21 protein-coding genes are annotated in these 20,684 nt (G+C 60.4%); 14 read left to right on the top strand and 7 right to left on the bottom strand.

From position 1 onward, the window contains the following. The first annotated feature begins 9 nt into the window (after nt 1-9). The gene (hutC, locus tag FBZ97_RS21740; RefSeq protein WP_113331602.1) at nt 10-729 is read left to right on the top strand and encodes a histidine utilization repressor; all 720 of its coding nucleotides are present in this window, start codon (nt 10-12) and stop codon (nt 727-729) included. A gap of 17 nt (nt 730-746) precedes the next feature. Here hutC and FBZ97_RS34505 read toward each other — a convergent pair whose 3' ends face one another. Further along, complete coding sequence (locus FBZ97_RS34505) at nt 747-899, bottom strand: hypothetical protein (RefSeq protein WP_173002556.1); 153 nt, start codon at nt 897-899, stop codon at nt 747-749. A gap of 312 nt (nt 900-1,211) precedes the next feature. Between FBZ97_RS34505 and FBZ97_RS21735 the strand changes: the two genes are divergently transcribed. After that, entirely contained in the window at nt 1,212-1,826 is a 615-nt protein-coding gene (locus FBZ97_RS21735) for a hypothetical protein (protein WP_113331563.1), read from the top strand. 96 nt (nt 1,827-1,922) lie between these two features. Here FBZ97_RS21735 and FBZ97_RS21730 read toward each other — a convergent pair whose 3' ends face one another. Further along, nucleotides 1,923-2,393, bottom strand: coding sequence for an Lrp/AsnC family transcriptional regulator (locus tag FBZ97_RS21730; RefSeq protein WP_113331562.1), 471 nt, complete (start codon nt 2,391-2,393; stop codon nt 1,923-1,925). A gap of 149 nt (nt 2,394-2,542) precedes the next feature. Between FBZ97_RS21730 and FBZ97_RS21725 the strand changes: the two genes are divergently transcribed. The 5 genes from FBZ97_RS21725 to FBZ97_RS21705 all read left to right on the top strand — a co-directional run bounded on the left by FBZ97_RS21725 (nt 2,543) and on the right by FBZ97_RS21705 (nt 8,485). Then, the gene (locus FBZ97_RS21725) at nt 2,543-3,292 is read left to right on the top strand and encodes a tryptophan 2,3-dioxygenase family protein (protein WP_069611656.1); all 750 of its coding nucleotides are present in this window, start codon (nt 2,543-2,545) and stop codon (nt 3,290-3,292) included. Nucleotides 3,293-3,747: 455 nt separating this feature from the next. Beyond that, on the top strand, nt 3,748-5,106 hold the full coding sequence (locus tag FBZ97_RS21720) for an Nramp family divalent metal transporter (protein ID WP_145321948.1): 1,359 nt from the start codon (nt 3,748-3,750) through the stop codon (nt 5,104-5,106). A 132-nt stretch (nt 5,107-5,238) separates the two neighbouring features. Continuing rightward, entirely contained in the window at nt 5,239-7,110 is a 1,872-nt protein-coding gene (locus FBZ97_RS21715) for a M23 family metallopeptidase (protein WP_113421201.1), read from the top strand. Nucleotides 7,111-7,329: 219 nt separating this feature from the next. Further along, the gene (locus tag FBZ97_RS21710; RefSeq protein WP_233788643.1) at nt 7,330-7,929 is read left to right on the top strand and encodes a TetR family transcriptional regulator; all 600 of its coding nucleotides are present in this window, start codon (nt 7,330-7,332) and stop codon (nt 7,927-7,929) included. 178 nt (nt 7,930-8,107) lie between these two features. Continuing rightward, nucleotides 8,108-8,485, top strand: a complete 378-nt coding sequence (locus tag FBZ97_RS21705; RefSeq protein WP_113421202.1) for a DUF427 domain-containing protein — start codon at nt 8,108-8,110, stop codon at nt 8,483-8,485. Here FBZ97_RS21705 and ugpC read toward each other — a convergent pair. The 4 genes from ugpC to FBZ97_RS21685 all read right to left on the bottom strand — a co-directional run bounded on the left by ugpC (nt 8,482) and on the right by FBZ97_RS21685 (nt 12,728). After that, entirely contained in the window at nt 8,482-9,552 is a 1,071-nt protein-coding gene (ugpC, locus tag FBZ97_RS21700) for a sn-glycerol-3-phosphate ABC transporter ATP-binding protein UgpC (RefSeq protein ID WP_113331557.1), read from the bottom strand. The two genes, FBZ97_RS21705 and ugpC, sit on opposite strands and share 4 nt — an antisense overlap. Nucleotides 9,553-9,574: 22 nt before the next feature. Further along, entirely contained in the window at nt 9,575-10,423 is an 849-nt protein-coding gene (locus FBZ97_RS21695; RefSeq protein ID WP_015341575.1) for a carbohydrate ABC transporter permease, read from the bottom strand. Next, entirely contained in the window at nt 10,416-11,354 is a 939-nt protein-coding gene (locus FBZ97_RS21690) for a sugar ABC transporter permease (RefSeq protein WP_113331556.1), read from the bottom strand. The genes FBZ97_RS21695 and FBZ97_RS21690 overlap by 8 nt, the downstream gene beginning before the upstream one ends. A gap of 72 nt (nt 11,355-11,426) precedes the next feature. Continuing rightward, complete coding sequence (locus FBZ97_RS21685; protein ID WP_145321946.1) at nt 11,427-12,728, bottom strand: extracellular solute-binding protein; 1,302 nt, start codon at nt 12,726-12,728, stop codon at nt 11,427-11,429. A 221-nt stretch (nt 12,729-12,949) separates the two neighbouring features. Here FBZ97_RS21685 and FBZ97_RS21680 point away from each other — a divergent pair, with 221 nt between their 5' ends. The 3 genes from FBZ97_RS21680 to FBZ97_RS21670 are packed head-to-tail and all read left to right on the top strand — an operon-like array spanning nt 12,950 to nt 15,959. Further along, entirely contained in the window at nt 12,950-14,152 is a 1,203-nt protein-coding gene (locus tag FBZ97_RS21680) for an ROK family transcriptional regulator (protein WP_113353764.1), read from the top strand. 40 nt (nt 14,153-14,192) lie between these two features. Next, the gene (locus tag FBZ97_RS21675; protein ID WP_145321944.1) at nt 14,193-15,293 is read left to right on the top strand and encodes a Gfo/Idh/MocA family oxidoreductase; all 1,101 of its coding nucleotides are present in this window, start codon (nt 14,193-14,195) and stop codon (nt 15,291-15,293) included. A 24-nt stretch (nt 15,294-15,317) separates the two neighbouring features. Beyond that, nucleotides 15,318-15,959: a ThuA domain-containing protein gene (locus FBZ97_RS21670; protein ID WP_113331552.1), complete on the top strand. Its 642-nt coding sequence runs from the start codon at nt 15,318-15,320 to the stop codon at nt 15,957-15,959. 96 nt (nt 15,960-16,055) lie between these two features. Here the strand turns inward: FBZ97_RS21670 and FBZ97_RS21665 are convergent, their stop codons facing one another. Then, nucleotides 16,056-16,409, bottom strand: a complete 354-nt coding sequence (locus FBZ97_RS21665) for a hypothetical protein (RefSeq protein WP_145321942.1) — start codon at nt 16,407-16,409, stop codon at nt 16,056-16,058. Between the two features lie 306 nt (nt 16,410-16,715). Between FBZ97_RS21665 and FBZ97_RS21660 the strand changes: the two genes are divergently transcribed. From FBZ97_RS21660 to FBZ97_RS21645, 4 genes are read left to right on the top strand one after another with little or no spacing between them, the layout of a single operon-like run. Continuing rightward, entirely contained in the window at nt 16,716-17,798 is a 1,083-nt protein-coding gene (locus FBZ97_RS21660) for an ABC transporter ATP-binding protein (protein ID WP_145321940.1), read from the top strand. Nucleotides 17,799-17,807: 9 nt separating this feature from the next. Next, nucleotides 17,808-18,878 carry an ABC transporter ATP-binding protein gene (locus FBZ97_RS21655; RefSeq protein ID WP_145321938.1) on the top strand — a complete coding sequence of 357 codons (1,071 nt, stop codon included), beginning with the start codon at nt 17,808-17,810 and terminating at the stop codon, nt 18,876-18,878. Nucleotides 18,879-18,880: 2 nt separating this feature from the next. Continuing rightward, nucleotides 18,881-19,753: a sugar ABC transporter permease gene (locus FBZ97_RS21650; RefSeq protein WP_113331545.1), complete on the top strand. Its 873-nt coding sequence runs from the start codon at nt 18,881-18,883 to the stop codon at nt 19,751-19,753. 47 nt (nt 19,754-19,800) lie between these two features. Next, nucleotides 19,801-20,673, top strand: a complete 873-nt coding sequence (locus FBZ97_RS21645) for a carbohydrate ABC transporter permease (RefSeq protein WP_233788642.1) — start codon at nt 19,801-19,803, stop codon at nt 20,671-20,673. Nucleotides 20,674-20,684 lie beyond the last annotated feature (11 nt).

Here is a 20,684-nt window from a genome sequence, read left to right as displayed (position 1 = left end):
ATGGGTGGCATGACCACGAGCAAAGAGGCGACCCTCCATCAGCGCATCTTGAGCGATATCGAAGGCCGGATCGTTTCCGGCGCCTGGCCTCCAGGGCATCGCATCCCGTTCGAGATGGACCTGGCGGAGCAGTATGACTGCTCGCGCATGACGGTAAACAAGGTGCTGACCCAGCTTGCGCGTGCCGGCTTGATCGAGCGGCGAAAGCGCTCGGGCAGCTTCGTCACGCATCCGCAGGCACAATCCGCCGTGCTTGAGATTCACGACATCAAGTCCGAGGTCCTGTCACTCAATCTGCCCTACTCGCACAGGCTGATAAAGCGTGCCGAGCGGCGTGGGCGGCCGGAGGACGCGCGCAGGCTGCAGTTCGTCGGCTCTATCCCGGTGATAGAGATCACCTGCATCCACTATGCCGGTCCGCGCCCCTTCTGCCTGGAAAATCGCGTCATCAATCTCGACGCGGTGCCGGAAGCGGCGAAGGCAGACTTCGAAACGCTGCCGCCAGGCCCCTGGCTCCTCAACCAGGTGCCGTGGAGCACCGCCGAACATCAGATCCGTGCCATATCGGCCGAAGGCGACGCCGCCGCCAATCTCGATATCCAGAAGGGTGCGGCATGCCTCGTCGTCGAACGGCGCACCTGGAGCGCCGCCGGTCCGATAACCCATGTCCGCCTCACCTATCCCGGTGATCGTCACAGCCTTGTGGCGCGCTTTACGCCCGCAAGCTGACCATTCCCGGCGCCAACTTAGGGGCGCTGCGGCGACTCTGTCGGCGGCGGAATGAGGCTATCGGATTGCCGGACAGGCTGGGCAGGATCGACCAGCAGGATACTGAGCGCAATCAGAACCAGTGCCAGAATCAGGAGGATTCCGATCAAAAGCGGACGAATCGCGGTCATTTCGTTCTCCAATCTCCCCAGCCCAGCGACAAGCGCGATAGGGAATTCGAGATAACCAGCGCAGTCTAACGGTAAACGTTAAGCAATGCTTGATGTTCTGCGAAAAAATGGGCTTTTTCCAGGAATTTCTGCCCGCGCCGAACGGGATAGCAATCTCACGCTTGTTTGAATGGCGGGTGATGGAAGCGGCGCATAGGATCGCGATGTAGATGGCTTCGAAGCCGCCCCGCGGCTTCCGTCGACCAATTCCAACCTTCTTACCAAGCACGACCGGCGCATCGCGCGGCCGATATTTCAAGGGAGACCCCACCCATGGATCGCAAACGTCTGATCGCGGCTGCGCTGATGCTCTCCGTCCCCATGCTTGCCGCGTTGCAAAGCGCCGAGGCTGCCGAGCGTGTAAGGGTGCGTGGCACCGTGGAAAGCCTCGATGGCGACACGCTCAAGGTCAAGTCCCGCGACGGCAAGGACGTGACAGTCGCGCTGAGATCCGGCTGGAACGTCGGCGGCGTCGTCAAGGCCGCCGTCAGCGACATCAAGCCCGGCGACTTCGTCGGCATCGCCTCGCAGCCGACCGACAGCGGCATCAATGGCGCGATCGAAGTCGTCATCTTCCCGGCCTCGATGAAGGGAACCGGCGAAGGCGATCGCCCCTGGGATTCAGCGCCGAACAGCTCGATGACCAACGCCACGGTCGCCAATGCCGTGACGTCCGTCAGCGGCCCGACATTGACCCTCACCTACAAGGGCGGCGAACGCAAGATCAAGATTCCGGATGGCACGCCCGTAGTAACACTGACATCGGCAACGAAAGCAGATCTGAAGCCCGGTGCCGGCGTCTTCATCACCGGCGAGCAAACCGGCGAAACCACCGTCTCCGCCGACCGGGTTGCCGTCGGCCTCAACGGCACCGTGCCGCCGATGTGATCGCTCCGATCCAGTAACTCCTTTTCCCTTGTCGATGTCGGCGAACGACTGATACGCCGTGTCGTCGGCTCGACGCCATATGACGACGGCCGATAGTTATTCGCCGACATGCAGCATGGCCTCGGCCAACGAAATGTCCGACTTGATCTCCCGCGTCGACATCGACGTCACGGTATGCCGGACGCCCGGCAGCCGGTTGAGCTCCTGCCGAAGCAACCGGTCGAGCGCCGCCATATCGGTCGCCAGAATATGCAGGAGATAATCCGCCTCGCCCGTTGTCGCATGACAGCGCCAGATCAGCGGATGGCGGCGTACGGCGGCTTCGAAGGCATCGAAGCGCTCGACATCGATCGACACCTGCACGAAAGCCTCCAGCCCGAAGCCGAGCTTGGCCGGGTCGAGAAGCGTCCTGTATCCCCGGATCATACCCGCTTCCTCCAGCGCTTTTACGCGCTTCCAGCATGGCGTCTTGCTGAGACCGGCCAGATCGGCAAGCGCAGCAAAGGAGAGGCGGGCATCAGCCTCCAGCGCGGTAATGATCTTACGATCTACGGCATCTAACTCCATCGTTCTCTCCATAGCCACAAAGATGATCGATCGTACTCTATTTTTTCCAAAATGGATGACAAATAGGAACAATGTTCAAGCTGAATTTCGTATCCTTGAAAGCGAGCAAATATGCTGGACGGCCGAAGGCCGGAACAAAGGGGACGAAGATGCAGAAGAAAGACTATTACGCGCGCATCGAGGCGCCCGAAATGCGCGACTACGGCGTCTACCTACAGTGCGACAAGCTGCTCGCCTGTCAAAAGCCGTTGAACGGCATGGTCAACGGCGACGAACTGCAGTTCCAGATCGTCCATCAGGTCGAAGAACTCTGGATGAAGCTGATGGCCTATACGCTGGTCGATGTCATCGGCTTCATGGAGGAGCGCAACACGCATCGCGTCGTGACCCTTATGGGCCGCGTGCACCGGATCATGCGCATGATGACGACCCAGCTCGATCTTCTGGAAACCATGTCCCCGAAGGAATATCAGCAGATCCGCCTGCAGCTCGGCAATGGCAGCGGCCAGGAATCGCCCGGCTTCGGGTTTCTGCTGCGCATGCCACCGGATCTCTGGCACGCCTTCAAGGCGAACTATCTCGATGCCGCCGGCCTGACGGTCGCGGATATCTATGACGATAAATACGATCACGGCGACAGCTACGTGGTGGCCGAAGCGCTGGTCGAGTATGACGAACTGTTCCAGAAATTCCGCGCCAATCACATCTATCTGATTCAGCGCTCCATCGGCCTCGGCTCTAAATCGTTGAAAGGTCGTCCCGTGGAGCTGCTACAGGCCGGCACGCGCCATCGCTTCTTCCCCGATCTGTGGGATATTCGCCACGAAATGACCGATCGCTGGGGTGGCCAATATGGCGTCGTCCGCGATTCCATTTCCAAGCACGACGCGGCCGAATAGGTTCTGACCGGCGACCGTCTTCCGCCGCTTCGGTGGCGGAGGGCCGCCCGGACAAGATTAAGCGAGCTGCGCCAAGCCTCAGCACTCACGCTCTAAGACGCATCGGCCCGCCATGGGCAAAAGACACCGTCTCGCCGCTCGCAACCTCCTGGTTGATCCAACCTTCCCTTCACAGACGCAGGCATTACCAGCGCCGCCCACCCCGACACCCGTCTCCTAAAGCGCGTCGCGATCTTTCAGAGTCGTTTCCCGCGCTTTAGGTTTTTGATTTTGTGCATGTCGTTGTCGCAAAACCGCTGCACACTTTTGCGCGACATGCTTTAGGCAAACGACCGGCAGGCCACAGCCTCGGCTGGAAGCGATGCAATGACCATTGAAATATAGCCTATTGCATAATTTTGTTATCGGTCATATTTATTTAGTGGTCTCATAGCACGATCCTCCCGGAGCCCCGCATGACGCAAGTTCAGGAAGCTGCAGTACAGGGGCGCGCATGGCAGTTTGCCAGCCGCGACGAGGACGATCGTCCGAGCCTTCCCGAAGTCAATGCCACGGTTAAGGTTCCTCATGGCGGCAGCTGGATTCGGCGCTTGATTGCTTTCGTCGGCCCCGGTTACATGATCTCCGTCGGCTATATGGACCCCGGCAATTGGGCGACCGATCTCGCCGGCGGCGCGCAGTTCGGTTATACGCTTCTCACCGTCATCATGCTGTCGAACCTGATGGCGATCCTGCTGCAAGCGCTTTCCGCAAGGCTCGGCATCGCCACCGGCCGTGATCTCGCCCAAGCCTGTCGCGATCACTATCCACGGCCGGTCAATCTGGCACTGTGGTTCGCCTGCGAGCTCGCCATCATTGCCTGCGATCTTGCCGAAGTCATCGGTACGGCGATCGCATTGCAGCTGCTCTTCGGAATTCCGCTGATCGGCGGCGCGCTGATCACCGCGCTCGACGCATTTTTGTTGCTGCTGATGATGAGCAAGGGCTTCCGCTACCTCGAAGCTTTCGTCATCGCGCTGCTGACCGTCATCGCCATCTGTTTTGCCATCCAGATCGCCGCGGCCGCACCGCCGGTGGCCGCGATCCTCCAAGGCTTCATCCCCTCGCCCGAAATCGTCACCAATCACGAGATGCTCTATATCGCCATGGGCATCATCGGCGCGACGGTCATGCCGCACAATCTCTATCTGCATTCCTCCATCGTCCAGACCCGCGCCTACAAACGCACTGAAGAGGGCCGTCGCGATGCGATCAAATGGGCAACCATCGACAGCACCGTCGCCCTCATGCTGGCGCTCTTCGTCAATGCCGCGATCCTGATCGTCGCAGCTGCCGCCTTCCACACCAGCGGCCATTCCGACGTCGCCGAGATCGGTCAGGCCTACGAGCTGTTGTCGCCGCTGCTCGGCCTCGGTATCGCCTCCACCCTTTTTGCGATCGCGTTGCTCGCATCCGGCCTCAACTCGACCGTAACGGCGACGCTTGCCGGCCAGATCGTGATGGAAGGCTTTCTCCGGCTCAGGATTCCGCACTGGGCAAGGCGACTTTTGACCCGCGGCCTCGCAATTATTCCGGTTGTGTGCGTGACCGCCATTTATGGTGAAAAGGGCACTGCGAACCTGCTCGTGCTGAGCCAGGTCGTGCTATCAATGCAATTGCCCTTTGCCGTCATTCCACTGGTCCAATTTGCCACGAATCGCGAGAAAATGGGCAGTTTCGTCATCCCCAGAAGCGTCGCGGTTCTCTCGTGGATAGTTGCCGCGATCATCCTGGCACTGAACTTCAAACTGCTCTACGACACCATCTTCGGTTGACGAATCATCTTGAACGCGCAAATCTCGCCCTGTGGATGATCACGGCAGTTAACCGACTCGTAATATTTGCCTAGATTTTGCCATGATTTGCCCTAGTTTGGGCCCACCGCAATCTGCAGGGTTCCTCACTTCATGGCCGAAAGTCCATTGCGCGTTCAATTTCCTGCAGAGGCTGCGATCCAGGCGCGGCCGCATCACGATTTTCATATTCCCTTTCTGCCGCGCTCTGCCCATCTTCGCCACCTGATCGTCATCGGTCTCGCAGGCACTGCCTCCTTCGGCCTGCTCGCCACCGTGCTCTATCCCCTGCTGGCGCGTCACACGATCGAACGGGCGACGCCGGTGCGCACGGCCCAGCTCGCGCGCTCTCAACCAGCCATGCGCAAAGCCAGCCGGCTGGCTGCAAAACAGCGCTTCGACGGCGCCCGCTTTGCGCAGGTGGCCGAAAAATTATCCAGCGGCGAAACCCGCATTTTCACCTATCATCGCACGACGCTGGTCTTCAAATCCGACGAAACCGCCCTGGCACGTGACGGCGGGGGCGCCATGAGTGCCTCCTATGGCGACGAACGCGCCGACAATGTGGCATTTTCGCCGCCTTCGCTTTCCGATATCCGCCACGGCATCTATCCGCAGACCACGCATTACGATGCCGTGCGCCGCTCTCGCTTTCCGGTTCGCGGCGTGCCGCTGAACGTCAGCGTAGCGCGCGCGACGACCGGCGAAGCCGGGCGCGAGTTCCACAGGCTCGTATCCATGCCGAAGGACAAGCAGGATCTTCAGGATATCCTGGCGTCTGCCGGCCTCGGCAGCGACGCCGGCGACGAGCTGCAGCGCGCCCTGGAGACCGATACCGTTTCCCCCGGCGACAGCCTGGAACTGCTGCTTGAGAAAAAAGGCCCCAATGCCCGCCCGAAGCTGATCATGGCGCGCCTCAGCGGCGACAAGACGCCAGAGCGCGTCGTTGCCCGCGATGATGCCAATGGCTTTGTTCCGATGGCCAATGACAGGCTGTTTTCCACGCTCTACAGCGAAAGCCAGGCCGAAGCTCCATCCTCGACGGAGGTCGCCGCGGTCGATTTGAAGGGTGTCGACGAGAGCGACGAGCGGGCAGTCAGCGACAAGCTCGAAAGAGCCGGCCTCACCAAGGAATATGCCTCGCAGCTCATCAAGCTCGCCAAGGCCAAGGGCATTTCGCTCACCAGCATCGACGATGCTCCCGACAGCGTCGACCTGCTCTTCCGCAAGGCGGAAGATGGCCGCACCGAACTGATGTTCATCGAATTCCATGCCGACGGCGACACGCATCGTTTCTATCTGCATAAGAATGAAGGCGAAGGCCCCTCGGAATTCTACGACGAGAGCGGCCACTCGATCGCGAAGTCGCTTGTGCACCGGCCCGTGCCGAATGGCACGCTTGGTGACGGCTTTGCCTGGCGCATCCATCCCATTCTCGGTGTGAAGAAATTCCACAACGGCGTCGATTTCCGTGCGCCGATGGGAAGCCCCATCCAGGCCGCCGGCGACGGCGTCGTCGAAAAGATCTCCTGGGAAACCGGCTACGGCAAATATGTCCGCATCCGCCACGACGGCGGCTACGAGACCACCTATGCCCATATTTCGGCAACGCCGTCGGATCTTCGCGTCGGCCAGCGCGTCACCCAGGGCCAGGTCATCGCCTATGTCGGCTCGACGGGCTACTCCACCGGCCCGCATCTCTATTACGAACTGCGCGTCAACGGCCGTTACGAAAATCCGCTGACAGCGCAATTGCCCGCCGGCACCAATCTAACCGGCAAGTCGCTCGACAGCCTGCGCTCACAGGTCAACCACGTCGAGAACATCATGAGCTACCTCGACGTTCCGCCGGCTCGCGGCAATCCCTCCGCCCCCTTCGCCAACTTCGAGCAGGGGCCGAGCTTCGGGCCGAATTCAGGATCGGATTTCGGACCGAATTTGGGACCGGGCTTTGGGCCGAGCCATTTCGGCGCGCCGTCTCCATAAGCCAGCCAGAAATCCGCACGAACGTCCTTCCCGATCCTTGCAAACCCGATTCCCGCGGGCGGCAATGGCGCCTCGATGACGAATGCGATAACAATCCTTCTGTATTTCGCCATGGAGAAGATATCGCCGCGCGCCATCTGACGCGATGCCGGATATCCTCACATGGTAACCTGCAAGGAGCAGAAATTGGCGCGCAAGCCGTTGCCGGAACCAAAACCCATGCTGCCGAATGAAAGCAGGCGTCTGCGCGCAGATGCGCGACGCAACTATGGCAAGTTGATCGAAGTTGCAGCACAAGCTTTCGCCAGCCATGGCACCGCCGCCTCCCTGGAAGACATAGCTCGCCGCGCGGATGTCGGCATTGGCACGCTCTATCGCCATTTTCCGAGCCGGGAACACCTGGTGGAAGCGGTTTATCATCACGAAGTCGAAGCACTGTGCGATGCCGCCGAAGAACTTTCACGCGAGCGCCCACCGGATGAAGCTCTGGAGGAATGGATGCATCGCTTCGTCGGTTACATCGCGACGAAGCGGGGCATGGCCGACAGTCTGCGCATCCTTTTCAACAGCAATTCCAAGCTCTTCGCCGACAGTTACGGCAAGGTGCCGGTCGCGCTCGCAAGTCTCATCGACCGCGCAGTCGCCGCCGGCGCGATCCGCACCGACGTCGACAGTACCGACGTGCTGCAGGCACTTTCCGGCACCTATTCCATGCCCGATTCACCGGAATGGTATGACCGATCCCGCCGCCTCGTACGCCTCCTCATGGATGGCCTACGCTGGGGGGCCTTGAAAACGCCGGGGTCGCAAGGGACCTGATAATCGGCAGGATGCTTCCTATATCCCTTTGAACTGAGATTGTCAGGCGAGTTTGGTTCTGCTGCAGTTTCGTGCATGGCCCCGCATCGCGGGGAGAGGGCTAGGGTGAGGGGTAGACCACATAAGCGGCAGCAGAACCAAACTCATCTGACATTCACCAAAGTTGAGGAGAGCCAGAATGTCCGAAAGAGCAGTCAAGATCCCCGGTCCCGATCATCCAATCACGATCGAGGAAAAGCAGGCCCATGTCATCGTCTCCGTCGCCGGCAAGGTGATCGCCGATACGCATGAGGCCCTTTCGCTCAAGGAAGCATCCTATCCAGCCGTCATCTATATCCCGCGCAGGGATGTCGACATGTCCTCGCTGGAAAAGACCAGCCACGAAACCTACTGCCCCTACAAGGGCGAATGCTCCTATTACAGCATTCCGGCCGGCGGCGAGCGCTCGGTTAATGCCATATGGAGCTATGAAAACCCCTATCCATCCGTCAGCCGGATCAAGGATTACATGGCCTTCTATGCCGATCGCGTCGATTCCATCGATGTGAGAACCTAAAGAGCCAGGCCGCTCGCGGCGTCGAAGACATAGACCTGCTCCGGGCTCACCGAGACATTCAGCGGCTGCCCATAGCGCACCGGCGCCTCGCCATCGACAACAGCCGTCACCTGTTCGCCGGCAAGGTCGAAGAGCACGTGTGTCTGGGCGCCGGTCGGCTCGACCAACAGCGTCTGACCGGTAAGGGGCGAACCGGCACTTGCAAGGCTCAGATGCTCGGGCCTCAAACCAACCTTCACGCTCTGGCCCGCCTTCACCTTGCGTTCCCCAGCGATGCGGATCGGCGTGCTGTCCTTCAGCCGCACGGCAGGAACGCCCTCGACGCCTTCGACCACGCCATCGAGAAAATTCATGGCCGGCGAGCCGATGAAGCCGGCGACGAAGAGATTGGCCGGCTTGCGATAAAGTTCGATTGGCGTGCCTTGCTGCTCGATGCGGCCCTGGTTCAACACCACGATCCGGTCGGCCAGCGTCATCGCCTCGATCTGGTCATGGGTGACGTAGATCGAGGTCGTCTGCACCTTCTGATGCAGTGCCTTGATCTCGGAGCGCATCTGCACGCGCAGCTTCGCATCGAGGTTGGAGAGCGGCTCGTCGAACAGGAAGACGGCGGGATTGCGCACGATGGCGCGGCCCATGGCGACGCGCTGGCGTTGACCACCGGAAAGCTGCGCCGGCTTGCGGTCGAGCAGCTTGGTGAGATCGAGCATGCGTGCGGCTTCATTGACCCGCTGTTCGATCACCTGCTTGGTCTCGCCCGAAAGCTTCAGGTTGAAGCCCATATTCTCGGCGACCGTCATATGCGGATAAAGCGCGTAGGATTGAAAGACCATGGCGATGTTACGCTCGCGCGGCGTCATCGAGTTGACCACCTGCCCGCCGATCGACACATCGCCATCGGTGATTTCCTCCAATCCGGCGATCATCCGCAGAAGCGTGGATTTGCCGCAACCGGAGGGGCCGACGAGCGCGATGAACTCTCCGTCCTCGATCGAAAGCGAGATATCGTGGATGACGGTCAGCGCCCCATAGGCCTTGTGGATGTTATGCAGTTCGACGGATGCCATGTTGTTTGCGCTCCAGTAAGGCTCAGGATTTCACGGCGCCGGCAGTCAGACCGGCAATGATGTGCTTCTGCGCCAGGAAGAAGACGATGACCGTGGGCAGGATGGTCAGCGTGATGAAGGCGAGCACCAGCTCCCATTCCGTGCCGAATTCGCCGCTATAGACCATCATGCCGAGCGGCCAGGGATAGATCGAATCCGAGTTCAGCATGATCAGCGGCAGGATATAGCTGTTCCAGCTGCCGACGAAGGAGATGATGCTGACAGTCGCGATGATCGGCCGCGAAAGCGGCAGCGAGATATGCCAGAAGAAACGGATATAGCCGCAACCGTCGACAAAGGCCGCCTGGAACAATTCTTCCGGAAGGTTTCGAAAATAATTCCGGAAGAGCAGGATGCTCATACCGAGGCCGAACGCCACCTGCGGCAGCACGACGCCCCAATAGGTGTTGAGCAGGCCGAGATCGCGGATGCGGATGAAGAGCGGCAGGATGGCGGTGGCGGCCGGAAACATCAGGCCAATGAGGAAATAGTTCAGCAGGAAATTCGAGCCGAAGAATTTCACATGCGCGAAAGCGAAGGCGGCCATGGCCGAGACCGACAGCGTCAGGAACACTGTCAGCACGGCGATGATCAGAGAATTCATCATCTGCCGCCAGTAGCGGTCGCCGAACAGAATGCCGGTATAATTCTCGAAATGCCACTCGGCCGGCAGACCAAACGGGTTGGTGCGGAGATCGCCGAGCGTCTTGAAGCCGCCGAGCGCCGTCGTCAGCAGCGGGATCAGCACGATCGCGGCAATGATGGTCAGCGACACATAGAGATAGATCTTTGTGCCGGTGGTCAGTCGAACGGATGAGGCCAGATCAGTCATTGCGCATAAATATCCGTTTATAGCCGAAGGCGAGGGTGACGCAGATCACGAACAGAACGACGCCGACGGCGCTGCCGAGTCCGACCTGCATGCGGGTGACGCCGAAATTGTAGAGGAAGGTCACCATCGTCTGGGTCGAGTTGAACGGGCCGCCGCCGGTGAGCGGCATGATCATGTCGAAGAGCTGCAGCGATCCTACGACAGCGAAGAAGACAGAAAGACGCAGCGTCGAGCCGAGCAGCGGCAGCGTCACGTAGCGGAATTTCTGCCAGCCGGTAGCGCCGTCGATCTCGGCCGCCTCGAGCACGCTCTTGTCCAGCGACTGCATACCGGCGATGAAGAGCATCATGTGAAAACCGAAATATTTCCACACGATCACGCCGAGCACGGCATACATCGCGAGATCCTTGTCGGCGAGCACGTAGGGCGTCGGCGTGCCGAGGAAATGCGCGATCGCGGCGAACAGGCCGTAGTCGCCGTCATAGACGAAGCGCCAGATCAGACCGGCAGCCACTTCGGCCAGCACGTAAGGCAGAAAGAAGATCAGCCGGAAAAGCACTACGCCGCGAATGCGGTGCGCCAGCATCGTCGCGAGCCAAATGGCAAGCGGCACCTGGATGGCGATCGACACGACGATGATCAGCGCATTGTTCTTGAGCGACGTCAGAAAGGCGCCATTCTTGAAGAGAACCTGGAAATTGCGCAGCCCGACGAACTCGGTCGGCGGGCCGTAGCCGTTCCAGCGATAGAGGCTGTACCAGGCAGCTTCACCCATCGGCAGGATGACGAAAATGGTGAAAAGCAGCAGCGCCGGTGGCAGGAACAGCAGAATGACGGGCAGGCGGCCACGCGCCGCCGGCGACTTTCGTTTCGCTGCGGGTCTTACTCTTGCGACGGAAGGCATGGCGGTCGTGGCGCTGACATCGGTCATGGGCAGTCTCGACAGTTGCAATTCAAAGAAGAACCGGCGCCGGCACAAGGGAGAGGCCGGCGCCGGAGGGCGCTAGAGCTGGTCCTGCTCGAAGGCATCCTGGACCTGCTGCGCGCCATCCTTCGGCGAAATCTGGCCGGAGACGATGCCGACGGCCACATCGTTGACGACGCGGCCGACCGAGGGGCCGAGATCCTGGTCGAAGAAGTTCTGATGCCAAGTCGAATGCGCCAGCTGGTCGGCAGCCTCGTGCATCAGCGGACCCTTGACGCCATCTTCCGCACCGACGGCAACCGGGATGATCATGCCGGCTTGCGCCATGGTGCGCTCGTTTTCGGCATTGGTGAGATAAGCGAGGAAATCGAGCGCCTCGGGCGGGGCTTTCTTGGTGACAGCCCAGCCGTTCAGCCCGCCGAGCGTATCAGTCGGAAGGCCGGCACCGCCGGTCACGGCCGGGAAGGCGAAGCGGCCGATATTGTCATCCGCCAGACCCTTGCCGTCACCGGAATTGGTGCGCTGGTTGGCAACGGTATTTTCGAAGCCGAGGATCATTGCAGCCTTGCCGTCGCCGAAGACGCCGAGCGCCTGCGGCCAGGTGGTGCCGAGATAGCCGGGCTGGAAAGGTTCGAGCTTGCCGAGCTCTGCAAGCTGTTCGCCGGCCTTGATGATAGCCGGATCGTTGAAGCCGTTGCCCTTGCCGTTCTTGGCGTCGTTGAAGACCTGCTGACCGCCGTCGCGCATCACCAGATAGCTCCAGTAGAAATGGATCGGCCATTTCTCTCCGCCGCCGCCGGCGATCGGCGCAATACCGGCAGCCTTGATCTTCTTGACTGCGGCCAGATAATCGTCCCAGGTCTTGATAGAGCTCGCATCGACGCCAGCCTTGGCGAACAGCGCCTTGTTATAGAAGAAGGAAACCGTGCCGAGCTTATACGGAACGGCGCTGATTTTGCCGTCGAAGGTCAGGCCCTTGATGGCCGCCTGATTGTAGCTCTTGAGCCAAGCGCCATCCTTGGCGTTCATTGCCGAAGTCAGATCCAGCAGCGCGCCGGTCTGCTGCTGCTGCTTCAAGACACCACCGCCCCAGCTGAAGAAGAAATCGGGCGCGTCCTTCGATTGCAGCAATGTCGGCAGCTTCGCCTTGAACGCCTCATTGGCCAGGAACTGCATCTCTATCTTTGTGCCGGGATGCTTGGCCTCATACTGATCCGCGATCTTGCGCCAGACGGCGACATAATTCGGATCGGTTTCCAGATGCAGCCATTTGACGACGGTATCGGCAGCAGCGCCCGTCGCGCCGGCGAGAATCGCCAGTCCAGTCGTGGCGGCGACAGCCGCGATGCGAAGGGCTTTGGCCCCGCGTAGATGGATCATGATTTTCTCCTCCCAAGGGAACCAAGAGCCTCAGATATTTTTTCCCTTATGCGGAATAATTCAACGGAGCTTTGCTGAAATGTCAACCGCCAACGCTAAATTTTCGGCAGACCGTCTGCAAAATGGCTTGACATTGGGCAATGGCCATAGGCTATTTAATTCGCATTCCGTTAAAAATATCAGGCCGCAGCCGAGCGGGTCCGTCATTCGGCGCCATTCTCATGAAAACAGCAGATCCCGAGCTTATGCGGGCGATAAACCGCTTCAATGTGCTGGATACGATCCGGCGGGCGGGCTCCATCGCACGTATCGAAATCAGCGACCGCACCCAGCTTTCCACGACCACAGTCTCGGCAATCACGGCCTCGCTGCTGGATGACGGGCTGATCCTGGCCCGCACCGAAGGCGACCTGCGCGAGGCGGCCAGCCGCGGCCGGCCCCGCGTCATGCTGGAGCTCAACCCGGATGCCGCGCGCGTCGTCGGTGCGAAAATCGCCGCCAATCGCATGGTCTTCGTCGTGACGGACTTTTGCGGCGAGGTTCTCTCGACGCTGACACTGGCGCTGCGCGTCGACCGCCAACCGATCGGCGTTATCGCCGATCTCCTCGAGGATGGCGTGCGCCGCTGCGTCGTTGACGCCAATCTGGCGCTGGACGAGATCGATTCCGTCTGCCTCGGCCTGCCCGGTGTCGTCGAGCACCGCACCGGCCATGTCCGCACCAGCCCGATCTTCCGAGAAGCCGGCGTCGATTTCGCCAAGGAAATGTCGGAGCGGCTGGGCGTGACCACCATCGTCGAAAGCGATGCACATGCCATCACGCTCGCGCACCACTGGTTCGGCAAGGCGAGAGACCTGGACGACATGGTACTGGTATCGCTAGAGCAGACGCTGGGCCTGGGTGTTCTGCATGGCGGCCAGCTCTTTCGCGGCGCCGGCGGCCTCAGCCATAACCTTGGCGACCTCGTTCTCGGCATGGGACCACAGGGCATCATTCGTTTGGCAAGCCTTGCCGGCGAGAGCGCCATTCTCGGCGATCAGCCGAGCGGCCGTTTTGCCGAAGCCATCCGCCTCGGACGCGGAATGGCGCATGCCAAGACGCTGATCGATGCCGAGGATGTCTCGCTCATCAGCGCGGCCATTCGTGCCGGCGAGGCCTGCGGCATGGCGCTCGCCAACATCGTCACGCTGTTTGCCCCGCCGCGCGTCATTCTCGTGGGTTCGAGCCTGGCGCTCGGCCAGCCCTTCCTCGACAGCCTGCGGGAGGCCTATTCACTGGCTATTCCACCGTCGATCAGGGGTGTGACCGAACTGGTTTTCGACCAGTCGACCGACGAGACCTGGGCGCAGGGCGCCGCCGTCGTGGCACTGCGCGAACTCTACGAATCGCCTTGGGGAACGACGGGGCCGGCACCGGCTCTCTAATTTCGCAGGACAGCAAAGACAATTCATCTGGAGGAATCTTATGAACAAGGTCGGCATCGGCATCATCGGCTGCGGGAACATTTCCGGCGCCTATCTCACCGCCATGAAATCCTTTCCCATTCTCGACATCAAAGGTGTCGCCGACCTCAATCGCGAGCTCGCCGAGGCAAAGGCCGCTGAATTCGGCTTGAAAGCGGTCGACATCGCCACGCTGCTTGCCGATCCCTCGATCGAGATCATCGTCAACCTGACCATTCCGAAGGCGCATGTCGCCGTCGGTCTGCAGGCGCTCGATGCCGGCAAGCACACCTATTCGGAAAAGCCGCTCGGCATCAATTTCGCCGAAGGCAAGAAGCTGGCGGATGCCGCTACCGCCAAGGGGCTGCGCATCGGCGCTGCCCCCGATACCTTCCTCGGCGGCGGTCACCAGACGGCGCGCGCGATCATCGACGAGGGCGCGATCGGCATCCCGGTCGGTGGCACCGCTACCTTCATGTGCCCCGGCCATGAGCGCTGGCATCCGAATCCGGCTTTCTATTATGAAGTCGGCGGCGGCCCGATGCTCGATATGGGTCCCTATTACATCACCGATCTCGTCAATCTGCTCGGTCCCGTCTCGGAGGTGGCAGGCTTTGCCGTCACGCCGCGTAAGGAACGCATCATCACCAGCGAACCCCGTAATGGGGAACACATCCCCGTGCATGTGCCGACACACGTCGCCGGTGTCATGGCCTTTGCCAATGGCGCGGTCGTCCAGATCGGCATGAGCTTCGATGTCGCCGGCCACAAGCATGTTCCACTCGAAGTCTACGGCACCGAAGGCACGCTAATCGTGCCCGATCCCAACCGCTTCGGCGGCCCGGTGGAGTTTTTGAAGAAGGGCGGCGAATTTGCCGAGCGCGAGATCACCGCGCCCTATGCCGACGGCAATTACCGTTCGCTCGGCGTCGCCGATCTGGCGCACGCCATCCGCTCGAACCGTCCCCACCGCGCCAATGGCAGCCTCGCGCTGCATGTGCTCGAGGTCATGGAAGCCTTCCAGACGGCTTCCGATACGGGTCGCACGGTCGCCATCACGACGCAAACGGAGCGTCCCGCCCCTCTGTCCGAATCCCTGGTGGATGGGCAGATCGGCCGCTAACCAAGTAATTTCAGGAGGATTATCATGCGTGAAGCACTTATCGTCTGGGGCGGCTGGAGCGGCCACGAACCGCAGGAATGCGCCCACATCATCCGCGACATGCTGGAAGAGGACGGTTTCAAGGTCTATCTCGAAAACAGCACCGAGGCCTTTGCCGACCCTTCGATCCATGATCTTAGCCTGATCGTGCCGATCGTCACCATGTCGAAGATCGAGAAGGAGGAGGTGAAGAACCTCGCCGCTGCGATCGAAAGCGGCGTCGGCATAGCCGGCTATCATGGCGGTGCTGGCGATAGTTTCCGCGAGAGCGTCGAGTACCAGTTCATCATCGGCGGCCAATGGGTCGCCCATCCCGGCAATATCATCGACTATACGGTCAATATCACCCGCCCGGACGATCCGATCATGGAGGGGATTACCGATTTCCCCTACACGTCGGAGCAATATTACATGCATGTCGACCCCTCGAACGAGGTGCTGGCGACCACCACCTTCACCGGCGATCATGCCTACTGGATCGACGGCGTCGTCATGCCGGTCGCATGGAAGCGCAAATACGGCCAGGGCCGCGTTTTCTATTCCTCGCTCGGCCATCAGGCCAAGGAATTCGACGTCCCGCAGATGAAGACCATCTTCCGCCGCGGCGCCAACTGGGCGGCGCGCTAAGTCCCGTCCATTTCGAAAACTGCCGCTCCTCATAATGCTTGAGGGGCGGTTCTGCGTCGGTAAACGATGACGGCGCGAGCGCGCACATGGCAGATTTCATCGTTTCGAGCAAATGATAAGCAGGCAGGGCAGACGCCCGTGAATGGAGCTTGGGCATGAGCTCCATCCCGCATCCTGCCATCGATCACCTTCCCTATTCACCGCCGGATATTGCAGATCCTGCCTCGCACTCAGTGCCAGGCTCCGAAACGCACGACTGTTCGGACGGGCGATCAGGCTCCGTCCGGCCATGATGCGAGTGGACGCATCGAAAGGGACACCAGCCTCCATTTGCAATTCAATCAATTGCTTACCGGATTGAGAATAAATCGCTAAAGCACGCCAGAGATGAGATTCATGAAGCGAAACTGAAACGCGGTCAATTTTCGTTTGACATTCCTTTATCTTCATTTATCGTCATTCTTGTTTCGGTTTTCGCGTGAGGGATGCAAATCGAAACAAGGGGAGGAATAATTGTCCGAAAATCAGATCAATACGGAAAACGGCTTGGTTTGCGGCATCGGCCGCACCTCCATTGACCTCGCGCGGCACCATTCAAGCCGATGCGATGTTTCCGCAGGCAGATCGGCACAATCCACCTCCCGACAACCATAATCTCAGCAATAGACACCGCCCGGCGACGGCATTTCCGGACGGATCAGTCTCTTCGCGATCCTCGCGGCAGCATCGATATGCGGCGCATGGAAGGAATCTATCGTGCTTGAACTCAGGGGCGTATCGAAGTCTGTCGGCGGCGAAACCCATATTGCCGAAACAAATCTGACGCTGCAGCGCGGCACGTTGAACGTGCTTCTGGGGCCAACGCTGTCTGGCAAAACGTCGCTGATGCGGCTGATGGCCGGCCTCGATAAGCCGACCACTGGCACGATCCACGTCGATGGCAAGGATGTCACCGGCCAGCCGGTGCAGCGCCGCAACGTCGCCATGGTCTACCAGCAATTCATCAACTATCCCGCCATGACCGTTTATGACAACATCGCCTCGCCGATGCGGTTGAGCGGCAAGAGCGCGGCGTCCATCGACAAGGAAGTAAAAAAGGCAGCCGATCTTTTGCGCCTCGGCCCCTTCCTTGATCGCCTTCCCTTGAGCCTTTCCGGCGGCCAGCAACAGCGTACGGCACTTGCCCGCGCCATCGTCAAGAATGCCGGCCTCGTGCTGCTCGACGAGCCGCTCGCCAATCTCGACTACAAGCTGCGTGAGGAGCTGCGCGCCGAATTGCCGAAAATCTTCGCCGAATCCGGTGGCATCTTCGTCTACGCCACCACTGAACCCTCCGAAGCGTTGCTCCTTGGCGGCAATACGGCGACCCTGGCGGAAGGCCGCATCACGCAATTCGGGCCGACGATCGATGTCTTCCGCAATCCTCGCGACCTGATTACCGCCACCACCTTTGCTGATCCGCCGCTAAATACAATCGCGCTCGATAAACGCGGCCGGGAATTCCTGCTCGACAGCAATATTCGCCTGCCCGTACCAAGGGGCTTGGAGGATCGGCCGGATGGCCGCTACACAATCGCCTTTCAGCCGCATCATCTCGCGCTCGCGCCGCAGACGCCGGAAGCCGTCGCCGCCCCGGCGCGTGTCATGGTGACCGAAATCACCGGCTCGGAGAGCTTCATTCATATCGATTTTGCCGGTCAGCGCTGGGTGATGCTGACACAGGGCGTGCAAGATATCGATGTCGATGATGCGATCGATGTCTACATCGATCCGCGCCACATCATGGTCTTCGACACCGATGGCGCCGCCGTCACTCCCGCCCTGCAACAAGCCGCCTGAGGAGAGACTATGGCCCGCATCGATCTTGACCACATCAGGCACGCCTACAACGATCATCCTAAATCCGACGCCGACTATGCGCTGAAGGAAGTGAACCACAGTTGGGAGGACGGCAGCGCCTATGCGCTGCTCGGCCCTTCCGGCTGCGGCAAGACCACGCTTCTCAACATTGTTTCGGGCCTGGTGCAGGCTTCCGAAGGCCGCATCCTCTTCGACGGCAAGGATGTGACGCGGCTGTCGACCCAGGAGCGCAACATTGCGCAGGTCTTCCAGTTCCCGGTCGTCTACGACACGATGACGGTCTACGACAATCTTGCCTTCCCGCTGCGCAACCGGCATATCCCGGAGACAGAGGTCAAGCGCAAGGTCGACGAGATCATCGAGATGATCGGCCTTTCCGACAGCGCCCACCGCAAGGCGCGCGGCCTGACGGCCGATGCCAAGCAGAAGATCTCGCTCGGCCGCGGTCTAGTGCGCTCGGATGTCAACGCCATCCTGTTCGACGAGCCGCTGACCGTCATCGACCCGCATATGAAGTGGGTGCTGCGCTCGCAGCTGAAGCAGCTCCACCGCCGCTTCGGCTTCACCATGGTCTATGTCACCCACGATCAAACGGAAGCGCTGACCTTCGCCGACAAGGTCGTGGTCATGTACAATGGCGAAGTGGTGCAGATCGGCACGCCAAACGATCTCTTCGAGCGCCCGCGCCACACCTTCGTCGGCTATTTCATCGGTTCGCCCGGCATGAACGTCATGCCTGTCGAAATCGAAGGCAATAGCGCGCGTATCGGCAACCGTATGATCGCGCTGCCCGGCGCGCCGAAAGAAAAGCGGGCCGGCCGTTCCGAACTCGGCATTCGCCCCGAATTCGTCCGCATCGGCCGCGAGGGCATGCCCGCCACAGTTACCAAGGTCGAGGATCTCGGCCGCCGCAAGGTGGTCCGCGCCAAACTCGACGGCCAGGAGATCGTGGCGGTCATCGGCGAGGACCAGACGGTGCCGGCCGAGCCGCACATCGCCTTCGATCCCGCCGGCATCAATATCTACGCCGACTCCTGGCGCATCGAGATGGGAGCCTGACGATGGACAAGACCTGGAACAACAAAGCCTGGTTCATGCTCATTCCGGTTCTGCTGCTCGTCGGCTTTTCCGCCGTCATTCCGCTGATGACCGTCGTTAACTATTCGGTGCAGGACACCTTCGGAAACAATCAATTCTTCTGGGCGGGCACACAGTGGTTCGAAGAGATCCTCCATTCCGGTCGTTTCTGGGATTCGATGATCCGCAACCTGATCTTCTCCTTCGTCATCCTGGCGATCGAGGTGCCGCTCGGCATCTTCATCGCGCTCAACATGCCGAAGAAGGGCATCGGCGTTCCCGTCTGCCTCGTGCTGATGGCCTTGCCGCTGCTGATCCCCTGGAACGTCGTCGGCACGATCTGGCAGGTCTTCGGCCGCAGCGACATTGGCTTGATGGGCTATGTCCTCGTCAATCTCGGCATCGACTACAATTACGTCTCCGATCCGGCGGACGCCTGGGCGACGATCATCATCATGGACGTCTGGCACTGGACGAGCCTCGTCGTGCTGCTTTGCTATGCCGGCCTCGCCTCCATTCCGGATGCCTTCTACCAGGCGGCCAAGATCGACGGCGCCTCGCGCTGGTCCGTCTTCCGCTACATTCAGCTGCCGAAGATGAACCGCGTGTTGCTGATCGCCGTGCTGCTGCGCTTCATGGATAGTTTCATGATCTACACCGAACCCTTCGTCGTGACGGGCGGCGGCCCCGGCAATTCCACGACCTTCCTGTCGATCGATCTCGTGAAGATGGCGCTCGGCCAGTTCGACCTCGGCCCGGCCGCGGCCATGTCGCTGATCTATTTCCTGATCGTGCTCCTACTGTCCTGGGTCTTCTACACCGTCATGACCAATTACGATGCGGGAGAAAGCCGATGAGCGGCAAACCCCTCTCCACCACGGCCGATAACGCCGCGATGCACAAGATGGCCGCTTCCGACGCCGCCGCGAACGCGACTGCTGCGACAAGCGCGCGGGTTGCCCGCCGTCACGGCGAAAAGGGGCGGTGGGCGTGGCTTGTGCCGACGCTTTATATCGTCTTCCTGCTGTTACCGATCTACTGGCTCGTCAATATGAGCTTCAAGACCAATGAGGAGATCGTCAGCGGCCTAACGCTCTATCCGCACCAGCCGACGCTGCGCAACTACACGATCATCTTCACCGATCCGTCCTGGTACAAGGGCTACATCAACTCGATCACCTATGTCGTCATGAACATGGTGATCTCGGTCGCCTGCGCCCTTCCCGCAGCCTATGCCTTCTCGCGCTACCGCTTCCTCGGCGACAAGCACGTCTTCTTCTGGCTGCTGACGAACCGCATGGCGCCGCCGGCGGTCTTTGCACTGCCCTTCTTCCAGCTCTATTCGGCCTTCGGATTGATCGATACCCATATCGCCGTCGCGCTGGCGCACTGCCTCTTCAACGTGCCGCTGGCGGTCTGGATCCTCGAAGGCTTCATGTCCGGCGTGCCGAAGGAAATCGACGAGACGGCCTATATCGACGGCTATTCGTTCCCGCGCTTCTTCATCAAGATCTTCATTCCGCTGATCGCAAGCGGCATCGGCGTCGCCGCCTTCTTCTGCTTCATGTTCTCCTGGGTGGAACTGCTGATCGCCCGCACCTTGACCACGACCGACGCCAAGCCGATCGCCGCCATCATGACGCGCACCGTCTCGGCCGCCGGCATGGATTGGGGCCTGCTTGCCGCCGCCGGTGTCCTGACCTTGGTTCCCGGCGCGCTCGTCATCTATTTCGTCCGCAACTACATCGCCAAGGGCTTCGCGCTCGGCCGCGTCTAAAGGAAAACCGC

Origin of the sequence: Rhizobium sp. ERR 942 (assembly GCF_007828395.1) — a bacterium.
In the GTDB taxonomy this organism is placed as follows: Bacteria; Pseudomonadota; Alphaproteobacteria; order Rhizobiales; family Rhizobiaceae; genus Rhizobium; species Rhizobium dioscoreae.
The sequence above is the reverse complement of the archived record's forward strand: the minus strand, read 5'-3'. Positions and strand labels throughout refer to the sequence as shown.